This is a genomic window from Bradyrhizobium sp. USDA 4449 (genome assembly GCF_054056275.1).
Genome location: NZ_JBSRYD010000001.1, coordinates 2,159,386 through 2,171,822, shown reverse-complemented (window position 1 = coordinate 2,171,822; position 12,437 = coordinate 2,159,386). Strand labels below are relative to the sequence as shown.

General features: G+C 65.8%; 9 protein-coding genes. 6 read left to right on the top strand and 3 right to left on the bottom strand.

The window, feature by feature from the left end; all coding sequences use genetic code 11:
• The first annotated feature begins 61 nt into the window (after nt 1-61).
• The 4 genes from gyrB (at nt 62) to ACVIIW_RS10315 (ending at nt 6,023) form a co-directional block, all read left to right on the top strand.
• On the top strand, nt 62-2,497 hold the full coding sequence (gene gyrB, locus ACVIIW_RS10330; RefSeq protein ID WP_456700640.1) for a DNA topoisomerase (ATP-hydrolyzing) subunit B: 2,436 nt from the start codon (nt 62-64) through the stop codon (nt 2,495-2,497).
• Nucleotides 2,498-2,763: 266 nt separating this feature from the next.
• Nucleotides 2,764-4,059, top strand: a complete 1,296-nt coding sequence (gene murA, locus ACVIIW_RS10325) for a UDP-N-acetylglucosamine 1-carboxyvinyltransferase (protein WP_456700639.1) — start codon at nt 2,764-2,766, stop codon at nt 4,057-4,059.
• Nucleotides 4,060-4,143: 84 nt separating this feature from the next.
• Nucleotides 4,144-5,538 (top strand): MATE family efflux transporter, encoded by a 1,395-nt coding sequence (locus ACVIIW_RS10320; RefSeq protein ID WP_456700638.1) that lies wholly within the window; start codon nt 4,144-4,146, stop codon nt 5,536-5,538.
• Nucleotides 5,535-6,023, top strand: a complete 489-nt coding sequence (locus tag ACVIIW_RS10315; protein ID WP_456700637.1) for a DUF2867 domain-containing protein — start codon at nt 5,535-5,537, stop codon at nt 6,021-6,023. Before ACVIIW_RS10320 ends, ACVIIW_RS10315 begins: the two co-directional genes overlap by 4 nt.
• Before the next feature lie 24 nt (nt 6,024-6,047).
• Here the strand turns inward: ACVIIW_RS10315 and ACVIIW_RS10310 are convergent, their stop codons facing one another.
• Entirely contained in the window at nt 6,048-7,163 is a 1,116-nt protein-coding gene (locus tag ACVIIW_RS10310; protein WP_456700636.1) for an FUSC family protein, read from the bottom strand.
• Nucleotides 7,164-7,283: 120 nt separating this feature from the next.
• Between ACVIIW_RS10310 and ACVIIW_RS10305 the strand changes: the two genes are divergently transcribed.
• Nucleotides 7,284-8,654, top strand: a complete 1,371-nt coding sequence (locus ACVIIW_RS10305) for an MmgE/PrpD family protein (protein WP_456700635.1) — start codon at nt 7,284-7,286, stop codon at nt 8,652-8,654.
• A gap of 4 nt (nt 8,655-8,658) precedes the next feature.
• Here ACVIIW_RS10305 and ACVIIW_RS10300 read toward each other — a convergent pair whose 3' ends face one another.
• Together ACVIIW_RS10300 and ACVIIW_RS10295 are read right to left on the bottom strand one after the other, a co-directional pair.
• Nucleotides 8,659-10,086 carry a serine hydrolase domain-containing protein gene (locus ACVIIW_RS10300; protein WP_456700634.1) on the bottom strand — a complete coding sequence of 476 codons (1,428 nt, stop codon included), beginning with the start codon at nt 10,084-10,086 and terminating at the stop codon, nt 8,659-8,661.
• Nucleotides 10,087-10,232: 146 nt separating this feature from the next.
• A complete protein-coding gene (locus ACVIIW_RS10295) occupies nt 10,233-11,294 on the bottom strand; it encodes a helix-turn-helix domain-containing protein (protein ID WP_456700633.1) in 1,062 nt (353 codons plus the stop codon).
• Between the two features lie 179 nt (nt 11,295-11,473).
• On the opposite strand from ACVIIW_RS10295, the gene ACVIIW_RS10290 reads away from it, so the two are divergent.
• On the top strand, nt 11,474-12,391 hold the full coding sequence (locus ACVIIW_RS10290; RefSeq protein ID WP_456700632.1) for a pirin family protein: 918 nt from the start codon (nt 11,474-11,476) through the stop codon (nt 12,389-12,391).
• Nucleotides 12,392-12,437: the final 46 nt, after the last annotated feature.

Below are 12,437 nucleotides of genomic sequence, written 5' to 3'. Positions count from 1 at the left end.
AATAGCTTCCAAATCAGCGCCTTTTGCGCCGCTGATTCGGGCGACATTTCGAAGGCCTCTCATGACAGAACCTGCTCGGCAGCCTGCTGCCGAAAACGAGCCCTCCACCGCGAGCGAATACGGCGCGGAATCAATCCGCGTGCTCAAAGGGCTCGATGCCGTCCGCAAGCGTCCCGGCATGTATATCGGCGACACCGATGACGGCTCGGGCCTGCACCACATGGTGTACGAAGTCGTCGACAACGCGATTGACGAGGCGTTGGCGGGCCACGCCACGCGCGTTGACGTGATCCTCAATGCCGACAATTCCGTCACCGTGCGTGACGATGGCCGCGGCATTCCGGTCGACATCCACAAGGGCGAAGGCATCTCGGCGGCCGAGGTCATCATGACCCAGCTGCACGCCGGCGGAAAGTTCGACCAGAACTCCTACAAGGTGTCCGGCGGCCTGCACGGCGTCGGCGTCTCCGTCGTCAACGCGCTGTCGAGCAAGCTTGGCCTGCGGATCTGGCGCGACGACAAGGAGCACTACATCGAGTTCGCCCATGGCGATGCGGTCGCGCCGCTGAAGGTGGTCGGTGATGCGCCGGGCCGGCGCGGCACCGAGGTGACGTTCCTCGCCTCGCTCGAAACCTTCAAGAACGTCGAATATGATTTCGCCACGCTCGAGCACCGGCTGCGCGAACTCGCCTTCCTCAATTCCGGCGTCAACATCGCCCTCTCCGACATGCGTCATGCGGTCGAGAAGCGCGAGGAGATGTACTATTCCGGCGGCGTCGAGGAGTTCGTCAAATATCTCGACCGCAACAAGAAGGCCCTGGTGCCCACGCCGATCATGGTGCGTTCGGAGGCCAACGGCATCGGCGTCGAGGCCGCACTGTGGTGGAACGACAGCTACCATGAGAACGTGCTGTGCTTCACCAACAACATCCCGCAGCGTGACGGCGGCACTCATCTCGCCGGTTTCCGGGGCGCGCTGACGCGCCAGGTCAACGGCTATGCCGAGGCCAACGCCAAGAAGGAAAAGATCGCGCTCACCGGCGACGACTGCCGCGAAGGCCTCACGGCCGTGCTGTCGGTGAAGGTGCCCGATCCGAAGTTCTCGTCGCAGACAAAGGACAAGCTGGTGTCCTCGGAAGTGCGTCCCGTGGTCGAGAACGTCCTCAACGAGGCGCTCCAGGCCTGGTTCGAGGAGCACCCGTCCGAGGCCAAGATGATCGTCGGCAAGGTGATCCAGGCCGCCGCGGCCCGCGAGGCCGCGCGAAAGGCGCGCGAATTGACGCGCAAAAGCCCGCTCTCGGTCTCCTCGCTGCCCGGCAAGCTTGCCGACTGCCAGGAAAAGGACCCGGCCAAATCAGAGCTCTTCATCGTCGAGGGTGACTCGGCAGGCGGCAGCGCCAAGCAGGGCCGCAACCGCGAATTCCAGGCCGTCTTGCCGCTGCGCGGCAAGATCCTCAACGTGGAACGCGTTCGTCCCGACAAGATGCTGTCGTCCGAACAGATCGGCACGCTGATCACCGCACTCGGCACCGGCATCAGCGACGAGTTCTCGATCGAGAAGCTGCGCTACCACAAGATCATCGTGATGACCGACGCCGACGTCGACGGCGCCCATATCCGCACGCTCCTGCTCACCTTCTTCTACCGGCAGATGCGCGACATCATCGACGGCGGCTATCTCTATATCGCCCAGCCGCCGCTCTATAAGGTCAGCAAAGGCAAGTCCGAGCAGTATCTGAAGGACGAGCGCGCGCTGGAGGATTATCTGATCGACGCCGGCCTCGACGACTGCATCTACGTTCCCGGGAGCGGCGGCGACCGCTCGGGACGCGACCTGCGTCAGCTGGTCGACGATGCCCGCGTGGTCCGCAGCATCCTGCGCAACCTCCACAGCCGCTATAACCGCAAGGTTGTCGAGCAGGCTGCCATCACGGGCGTGCTCAACAAGCAGGTCTACGGCAACCCCGAGAACGCCACGGCCGCGGCGCAATACATCGCGACCCGGCTGGACAGCCAGGCCGAGGAGGTCGAGCGCGGCTGGGTCGGGCAGTTCGTCGAGGGCCAGGGCTTCGTGTTCGAGCGCACCGTGCGCGGCGTCAAGGAAGCAGCCGTGATCGACGACGCCCTGCTCGGCTCGGCCGAAGCCCGCAAGCTCGACGAATACACGCCCAAACTCCAGGACGTCTACGCTCGCTCCGGCAAGCTGCGCCGCAAGGACAGCGAGCATGTGGTGCACGGCCCAACCGATCTGTTCGAGGCGGTCACCGAAGCCGGCCGCAAGGGCATCACGCTGCAGCGCTACAAAGGCCTGGGCGAGATGAACCCGGAACAGCTCTGGGAGACCACGCTCGACACCGACGTGCGCTCGCTGCTGCAGGTGAAGGTCAAGGAGGTCGACGAGGCCGACGACATCTTCACCAAGCTGATGGGCGACGTGGTCGAACCGCGCCGCGACTTCATCCAGGAACATTCGCTCAGCGCGACGATCGACATTTGAGGCTTGCGTCGCCTCTCCCGCTTGCGGGAGAGGCGACGCGCTCGGCAGCGCAATTGCGCGCCTGAGCGCGGCGGGTGAGGGTTCTTTCCTCCCGGGAATTGTCCCATTGCGGAGACACCCTCTCCCCGGCCCACTCCCGCAAGCGGGAGAGGGAGCCGCACCGTCGCCGTTGCAACCATCACGCTCGAATTGATACCCCGATCAATTCGCTATAGTTTCCGCCTCCAAAGCAGCCCGCCCCACCACACCAGGACGGAGAGATCCACGTGGCGCCCATCCAATACATCGTCGAGGGCGGTCACCGGCTCTCGGGCTCGATCGAGCCGGCCGGCAACAAGAATTCGGCGCTGCCGATCATCGCGGCCGCGCTGCTCACCGAGCATCCGGTGACGCTTCAGAACGTGCCGCGGATTCGCGACACGGAGACGCTGGTCGAGTTGATCCGCTCGGTCGGTGCATCCGCGGAATGGACGGAGCGCAACACGCTTCACATCCACGCCAAGAGCATCCGCGCCGCCGATCTCGATCCCGAGCTCTGCGTCCGCATCCGCGCCTCGATCCTGCTTGCCGGCCCCCTGCTCGCGCGCTGCGGCGAGGTGATGCTGCCGCCGCCGGGCGGCGACGTCATCGGCCGGCGTCGGCTCGACACCCACGTGCTCGCACTGGAACAGCTCGGGGCCAAGGTCACCGCAACCGACCGGCTCGAATTCCGCGCGCCAAAACTCACGGGCGCCGACGTGTTCCTGGACGAGCCGAGCGTCACCGCGACCGAGAACGCGCTGATCGCCGCCGTTGCGGCCAACGGCGTCACTTATCTTCGCAACGCGGCTTCCGAACCGCATGTGCAGGACCTCGCCAATTTCCTGGTCGCGCTCGGCGCGAAGATCGAGGGTATCGGCACCAACACCATGGTGATCCACGGTCCGGCGACGCTGGGGGAAGCAAGCTATTCGATCCAGCCGGACCATATCGAGGTGGGCTCGCTGATCGGACTTGCCGCCGTGACGCGCTCGCCACTTCGGATCGTCCGCGCCGGCGTCGAGCACCTGCGTTCGATCCGCATGGGTTTCGAGCGGCTCGGCATCGTCTGCCGCGTCGAGGGCGACGATCTCATCGTGCCGTCGAACCAGACGCTGAAGATCCAGGACGATTTCGGCGGCCACGTGCCGAAGCTCGAGGACCAGCCCTGGCCGGCCTTCCCCGCCGATTTGATGTCGATCGCGATCGTGACCGCCACGCAATGCGAGGGCGTGATCCTGATGTTCGAGAAGATGTTCGAGTCCAGGATGTTCTTCGTCGACAAGCTGATCGGCATGGGCGCGCGCATCGTGCTCTGCGATCCGCATCGCGCCATCATCGCCGGGCCCAGCCGGCTGCACGGCGCAACGCTGAGTTCGCCCGACATCCGCGCGGGCATGGCGATGCTGCTCGCAGCCGCGTGCGCCGAGGGCACCTCCACCATCAACAACGCCGACCAGATCGAACGCGGCTACGAGCGCATCGACGAACGGCTGAGCGCGCTCGGCGCGAAGATCCGGCGCGTCCCGGAACGCAAGGGCTGAGCGCTTTCTTGCTTCTCCCCTCGTGGGAGAAGGTCGAAAGCTGAGCCATGTTTTCGACGCCTGGTCGTGCTATCTCAACCCGCCATGCTCGACAGCGTCCAATCACAACAGCCGCCGCAAGCCGGCGTGCACAGCAGCCATCTCGCGCAGGAATTCGTCGAGACGCTGCGGCTGGCCGTGCCGATGATGCTGACGCAGCTCGGGCAGATCGCGATGATCACGAGCGATCTCGTGCTGATCGGAAGGCTCGGCGAGGATTCGGTGGCGGCTGCGGCACTTGCGCACACCGTCTATTTCGTCAGCTTCACCTTCGGGCTTGGATTGATGGCCGCGGTGTCGCCGCTGGCGGCCCAGGCGTTCGGCGCCGGTGACGGCAGACGCATCCGCCTCTCCTTGCGCGTCGGCCTCTGGGCGGCGTTGCTGATCTCGCTGCCTATGATGGCCTCGCCACTCTATGGCGAGCACATCCTGACGGCGCTCGGACAGGCGCCGCATTCGGCCGCGCTCGCACAGCGCTACCTGAATGGCCTCGCCTGGGGCATCGCGCCGGCGCTCGGCTTCATCGCGATCCGCAGCATGATGAGCGCGGTGAACCGGCCGCAGGCGCCGCTGTGGATCACGCTCGCGGCGATCCCCGCGAATTTCGCGCTGGTCTATTGCCTGATCCATGGCCTGTTCGGCCTGCCGGAGCTCGGCCTGTTCGGCGCGGGGCTTGCGACCACGCTGGTCAATCTCGGCACCTTCGTGGCCGCGCTCGCCATCGCCGCCTGGCGCAAGCCGTTCGCAAACTATCATCCGCTCGCGCATCTGTGGCGGATCGACTGGCCCTTGATGCGCCGGCTGATCGTGATCGGGGCGCCGATCTCGTTTTCACTGCTGCTGGAATACGGCCTATTCTCTTCGGCGGCGCTGTTGACGGGACTGATCTCGACCACCGCGCTTGCCGCGCACCAGATCGCGCTCCAGGTCACGGCCGTGCTGTTCATGGTCCCGCTCGGCATCGGCATGGCTGCAACCGTTCGGGTCGGCCACGCGTTCGGCCGCAACGAGCCGGCCGGCGTCCGACGCGCGGGCCTCGTCGCAGCGGTGCTCGGCATCACGTTCGTCGCAGGCCTGACGATCGCCATCATCCTCGGCCGCTATGAAATCGGCCGGCTGTTCCTCGGCAGCAGCGAGGCCAGCGCGCCGACGGTCGCGTTGACCGCAACGCTGCTCCTGGTCGGCGCAACCTTCTTCGTGGCCGATGCGCTCCAGACCATCATGGGCGGCGCGCTGCGCGGCATCAACGACACAACGATGACGCTGGTGTTCGCGGCGATCGGATATTGGTGCGTCGGTTTCCCGATCGCCTGGATGCTTGCCTTCCATGCCGACCTTGGCGCGGTCGGCGTCTGGATCGGACTGTCGATCGGATCGTTCGTTTATGCCGGACTCCTGATCTTGCGTTTCCGGACGCTGACGCGCAAGATCGCGGGATGACGGGCCCTGTTCGCGAAATCACGCCTGATGTCGAGGCCGGCACCGTGCTGGCAGGCGCGCAATTCATCGACGCGTTTCGCGTCGATATCGGCAAAGCGGCGGTGAACGCCCGCGAAGCCTGCACGAGGATGGTCCTGAACGGGCCGCGCTGGGTCGATGCGCTGGTGCGGCTGCGCAACGTTCTCGTGACGCCGTTCGGGCTCAAGACATCGGGCGAAGGCGCGCCGGCGCCCGGCGGCGTTATCGGCCTGTTTCCGGTGTTGAGCGAGACACCGGAGCGGCTGATCGCCGGCTTCGATGATTCTCACCTCGATTTCCGCATTGTGGTCGACGTGGCCGGGGATGCAGCGAGCCGCCAGGTCACGTTGACCACCCTGGTGAAAACAAACAATCTGCTCGGCCGGATCTATCTCGCGCTGATCACCCCGTTCCACAAGCTCGTGGCCCGCGGCATGATGGCGAGGATCGAGCAGCCGGCGCGATGAGCCGGCTTCTTTGCTGCCGCTAACTCACTTCGCGACCTTCACCGGCCCATCCGCCGCGGCTTCCGACCATTCGCCGACGACGCGATCGAGATCGCACAGGTTCTGGTGCATCTGCTCCAGCGAGAAACCGAGTGCGAAAAAGCGCTCCGCGGTCTCGGCGGGCTGGCCGCGGATCAGGCCGTCCCGGCGCACGGCCGCAACCGCCTCGGAATAATGCCGGAGCGCGAGATGCACGGGATGGATCGGCGGCGCGCCGGCGCCCTCGCGGATGGCTTCGGCGGCCGATTTCAGGAACCGTACGATCGCCGCGCTGACTTCCGCCAGCGGCGCGGCGAGCCTGACCTGCACCTCGACCGGCAGCGGCACCACGGTGGCGCGGCCGATCATCACCACGTCATGGCGTAGCCGCAGGATCGTGCGCAGCAAGGGACCGGTATCAGGGCCGCTCGACAGCCGCGCCGAACGCTCGCGCTCGGCCTCGGTACCGATCGCATTCATGCCCACCATGGCGGTGCCGATGCCGTCCTGGATCCGGTGCAGCGCATCGTTGTCGCGGCCCCGCGTGAGGCCAGCAAGCAATTCGTTGAAAGCCTCCGCGATCAGCTCGAGCAGCTTCGCCGCGCTGGCGCGGATCTGCCTGACGGCGCGCGAGGGCAGTACCAGGAACGAGACCAGCAGTCCGGTGATGGCGCCGACGCCGACCTCGCAGACGCGATCGATCGCCGACGCCATGGGATCGGCATGATGCATGGTCGGAACCAGCAGCACGATCACGGCGGTCACGGTGGCGGTGCTCAGGTTCGGATAGATCGCAGCGACGAAGGCGAGCGGCGCGACGGCCAGCACCAGCAGCCCCAGCAGGCCCGCTTCGCTGGAGTAGGAAAGCGTGATCGCGATGGTGCCGCCATAGATGGCGCCGCCGATCGTGCCGAGCATGTAGTCGCGCGTCGCCTTCAGCGAGCGGCCGACGCTCATCTGGGTCACGATCAGCGAGGTCAGCACCGCCCAGAGCGGCAGCAACAGATGCAGCGCGGTCGCGATCGCATAGGCCGCCACCGCCGCGACCGTGACCCGGATCGCCAGCCCCAATTGTGTTCGCCGCGACCGGATCTGGTCGACCAGCTCCTTTGCGCCTGCCATCGTCTGATGTCCCGATCCTCTCCAAAGCCAGCCGAAAGCATAGCTGATGCCCGCAGCCCCGAGGCCGCTTGAAAGGCAAAATCACCCCGCCTAACTTGCCGGCCAAAACGAGGAAACACGATGGCCCACGAAACCGCAACGCTCGCAACGTATGTCGCCAAGCTGAAATTCGCCGATATTCCGGCGGAGGTGCTGGAGCGCGCCAAGGTGCTGACGCTGGATTTCCTGGGCAGCGCCATCCGCGCGAGGAGCGAAGCCGAATCCACGCCTTCGCTGCTGAAGATGCTGGAAGCGCTCGCGCTCGACACCAAGGGCGACTCCACTGTGTTCGGCGACAGCAAGACCTGGACGCCGGCGATCGCCGCCCTGCTCAATGGCGCGCTCGGCCATTCCCTCGATTTCGACGACACGCATGCGGATTCCTCGCTGCATCCGAGCGCACCGGTGGTTCCAGCCGCCTTCGCCGTCGGCGAGATGGTCGGCGCCTCCGGCCGCGATGTGCTGACGGCTGTCGTCGCGGGCTATGAGGTCTGCTGCCGGCTCGGCAATGCGCTGGATCCGACCTCGCATTATGCGCGCGGCTTCCATCCGACCGCGACCGCCGGCACCTATGGCGCCGCCGCGGCGGCGGCAAAATTGTTTGCCCTCTCCGAGGCGCAGATCATCGCCGCCTTCGGCGTTGCCGGCAGCCAGGCCGCGGGCTCGCTGCAATTCCTCGTCAACGGCGCCTGGAACAAGCGCTACCAGGTCGGCGCCGCCGCGATGAACGGCGTGATCGCAGCGACGCTGGCGCGCAATGATTTCGTCGGCGCGACGGAATCGGTCGAAGGCAAGCACGGCCTGCTCGCCGGCTACACCGACGACGCGCATCCCGACAAGGCGGTGGCCGGGCTCGGCGACACCTACGAGACCATGAAGATCGGGGTGAAGCCCTATCCGAGCTGCCGCTACACCCATGCCGCGATCGACGCGCTGATCGCGATGCGGCGCGAGCACAATCTGACGCCCGACCAGGTCAAGCGGGTCGAGATCGGCCTGCACCGCAACGGCATCACCCTGACCGGCGATGCCGCGACCAAGCGGCATCCGACCTCGATCGTCGGCGGCCAGTTCTCGATGTTCTTCACCGGCGCGCTCGCACTCGACCAGGGCTCGTTCGGCTGGGACGATTACAGGCGCTTGGGCGATGCCGCCATCGACGCCCTCGCCGACAGGTTCGACGTCGTGCAGGACGACCGGTTAGAGGTTGGCCGCACGCATCCTTTCGGCGCGCGCGTCAGCATCACGACTGATGACGGCGTGCACGAGCGGCTCTATGCCGATCCCTCCGGCGAGCCGACCTCTTTCCCCGATGCGCAGACGATGCAGCAGAAATTTCTGACGCTGGCGCGGCCCGTGCTGAATGCGCGGGCCGACAAGTTCGCCGACGCGATCATGACGCTGGAGCGTTTCGATCGCGTGGCGAAGGCGACGGAGCTGGGGCGGCAGTAGGGGCCTAATTCACGTCCGCCAGCTTCGCCTTCTCGCGCGTTGTCGCCACGACCTCGCGCACGAGATCGAACACGCCGTCCGCATCCGGCGGGAAGTTCGGCGAACGGCCGAGGCGCACGATCACCAGCTGCTCCGACGGAATCACGATCGTGTATTGCCCGATCGTGCCCTTGGCAAAGAACGCATCGCGCGGCCAGCCGTGCTCCAGCCGAAACTTCGCGCCAAAGCTGTTGCCCTGATTGGTCCAGAAACCGGCCCCGATGCCGACCCACGCATTTCGCGTGGCTGAAGCCGAGTAGTTCACCCATCCCTCCGGCAGGATCCGCTTGCCGCCAACGACGCCGTCGTTCAGGTAGAGCTGGCCGAAGCGGGCCCAGTCGCGCGCGGAGGCCATCATCTCGCCGGAGCCCTCGATCGTGCCCGAAGCATCGAGCTGAAGCGTGACATGGTGCATGCCGAGCGGCGCGAACAATTCGCGACGCGCGAAGGCCAGCGCATCGGCCGGCTTGCCGCCGGCGGCGCGACGGATCAGATCCGAGAGAATGATGCTGTTGCCGTCGTGATAATTCCACGCCGTGCCCGGTGCCGTCGCAAGCGACGCACGCTCGGCAAAGCTCGCCATATCGTCCTCGGCGTATTTCATGGTGTTGACAGGCTCGAGCACCGAGCCCAGCGAGGCCTGCAACGAGCTTCCAAGCGCAATGCCGGCGGTATGCCGCAGCAATTGGTCGACGGTGATGGCATGACGCGGATCATCAGGATTTTGCCAGGCGGCGACGGGCGCGGGCCCATCGAGCTTCACCTTGCCCTGGCGCACCAGGATGCCTGTCAACGCCGAGGTCACCGACTTGGTCATGGAGAAGCCGAGCAGCTGCGTCTGCGGGCCGATGCCGTCGGCATAGCGCTCGGCAATGATGCGGCCATTCTTCATGACGACAATCGCGCGGGTACGGCGATAAGGCGGCTGCGTTGGCTCGGCGAAGGCGCGGTCGAGCGCCGCCGACAAGCCCTTGCTTTGCGGCGTCACAAGTCCCGGACCGGCGATCTCGGGCAGCAATGCCGGCTGCTTGTCGTCAGGCGGCAGCGCGACGTCGGCGATCCCCTGGCCGTGCTCGAGCGTGCAGCCGAGCCCCTCGCGATAGACGGCATGGCTGCGGCCGATGCCGAACAACGTCACCGTGACGTCCTTGCGGGCGCGATCGATCCGGAGATTCATCGCCCAGGTGAGCAGATCGGCACCCGGCATCGCATCGGTGGTCTCGGCAAGGTCGCGCTTGGGATCGAGCCCGGAGACGAACGTCTCCGAGCAGAGCGTATGCGCGATGAAGCCGGTGGCAATCTTGGGCACGTCACGCGCCCGCGCCGCGCCGAGCGCGAGGCCGGCACAGGCGATGGCGGTCGTAGCGAGCATGATCTTACGGCGACGGGTCACGGGCTTTCTCCAGCTGCGGGGCGAGTGCGGGAGAGCAGGCCGGAAGCGGGCGACACGCGCTCGCCGGATTTGGAAAATGACCTGGTTGAAACTGGTCGAGGCTGGTCGATTCTGGAATTCTTCCGTGATTTCAAAGGGCTAAATATCTAGGCCGCATCGACCTTGAGGCGCCGGTATTCCGTCGGCGTCACGCCCGTGACCGCCTTGAAGGCGCGATTGAAAGGGCCAAGGGACTGGAAGCCGGCGTCCATCGCAATGGTGATGACGGGAACCTCGGCCTGAGAGGGATCAGCGAGCGCGGTCTTGGCTTCCTCGATCCGGTGGTTGTTGAGGAAGACATTGAAGTTGCGATAGCCGAGCCGCTGGTTGATCAACCGCCGGAGCCGGTATTCCGGAATTTTCAGCCGGGTGGCCAGGGCGCCGATGGTGATGTTCTCCTGACGATAGATCCGCTCGTCCGCCATCAGCCGCATCAGGGCTTCGATGAGCTTTTGATCGGCGGAATCATCGGTCGCGGGCCGACTGAAAACATGGGGTGGCGCGGGCTCCGCCTCGGCCGGAAACAAATCCGTCCCGTCGATGCGCATCATGGCATAGACGATCGCCGCGACGGTGCAGGCCAGCACGCCAGCATTGATGGTTTCGGCTGCAGCCCCGACGTGGTGGCCGGCGGTGGCGATCTGGAGCACCGCGTTCAGCCCGCCATAGAGTGCGATGGCGCAGACGATGAAAACGCGAACGCGGCGGCGGCGCTCGACCAGATCGGCCGGCCAGGACGCGATCATCTGCCCGACCGCAAGCGCGATGAAGCCGAGCGAGATCAGATTGACCACTGTCACCGAGAACCGCACATGGCCGCTGGGTGCAATCCAGACGCAGCCCGCGAAGCTGAAACCCGCTACCAGCGCCCAGATCAGGCCGTGCCACCAGCGCAGGCGAAACTCGTCGTGGAACAGGGCGCGGGTGAACAGCCAGAACACCACGATGGTGCCGGTCGATATTGCGACCAGCGGCGCATGCCAGAGCGGGATCGACGACGTGACATCCAGCGAATAGCTTACAACATGCGCGACCGAGCTCAGCGCAAAGGCCGCACCCAGGCGGGCCGCCGGCACGTTGCGAAAATCCTGCAGCAGCGACGCCGCCAGCACCAGCAGCAGCGCGACGCTGGCGGCGCGAAAGGCAAGGTCGAGGGCGGCGAGGGACATCGAAGACTGCGCGAGTGGGTTTGAGCGGACCGAACATCGTCCGTCAGAACAATTTTTTCAAGCACCCGGGCGCTGTCAGGGTTAGCGGCGCCTCATCACGCGCCTGCGATGGTCTGTCAGGACGACGGCGATGCGAAATCCTGCTACGATCTGACCCACCAATAAAGAAGGAGCCCACCATGAGCTGGCAGCCCTCCAACGATCCCGTGCTCGGCGATCCCATGTCCTGCGATGCGCTCGATCTCGTCATCGTGCCGCGCACCCGCGATCTCGGCGACGGATTCGTCGTCCGCCGCGCGCTGCCGCACGGCAGGCGGCAGATGGTCGGGCCGTTCATCTTCTTCGATCATTTCGGCCCGGTGCAGTTCGTCTCCGGCAAGGGCATGGACGTGCGGCCGCATCCGCATATCGGGCTCGCCACCGTCACCTATCTGTTCGACGGCTCGATCATGCATCGCGACAGCGAGGGCAACGTGCAGGAGATCGCGCCGGGCGCGATGAATTTGATGACCGCGGGCCGCGGCATCGCGCATTCCGAGCGCACCCCGGATGCGCAACGTGCCTCGGGCCAGCAGATGCTCGGCCTGCAAAGCTGGATCGCGCTGCCTGAAGCCTCCGAAGAGATCGATCCCTCATTCCAGCATTATGCGGCGGGCGATCTGCCGATGATCTCCGAGCGCGACTTCACCGCGCGGGTGATTGCCGGCTCCGCCTTCGGCATCACCTCGCCGGTCAAGATGGTCTCGCCCTGGTTCTACACCGAGGTCACCGCCGCCGCCGGCGCGAGCGTGCCGCTCGACCCCGACCACGAGGAGCGCGCGATCTATGTGGTCGACGGCGAGGTCGAGATCGCGAACGAACGTTACGAGGGGCCGCGGTTGCTGATCTTCCGCCCCGGCGACCGCATCACCGTGAAGGCGCTGAAGGCGACGCGGATGATGTTTCTCGGCGGCGATGCCCTGGAGGGCCCGCGCCACATCTGGTGGAATTTCGTCTCCTCCAGCAAGGAGCGGATCGAGCAGGCCAAGCAGGACTGGAAAACCGGCCGCTTCGCGGCGGTTCCGCAGGAACATGAGTTCATTCCGCTGCCGGAATAGGCTAATCCGGTTTTCGGCCGTGCCATCGGGTGCGGCCGGATATCCT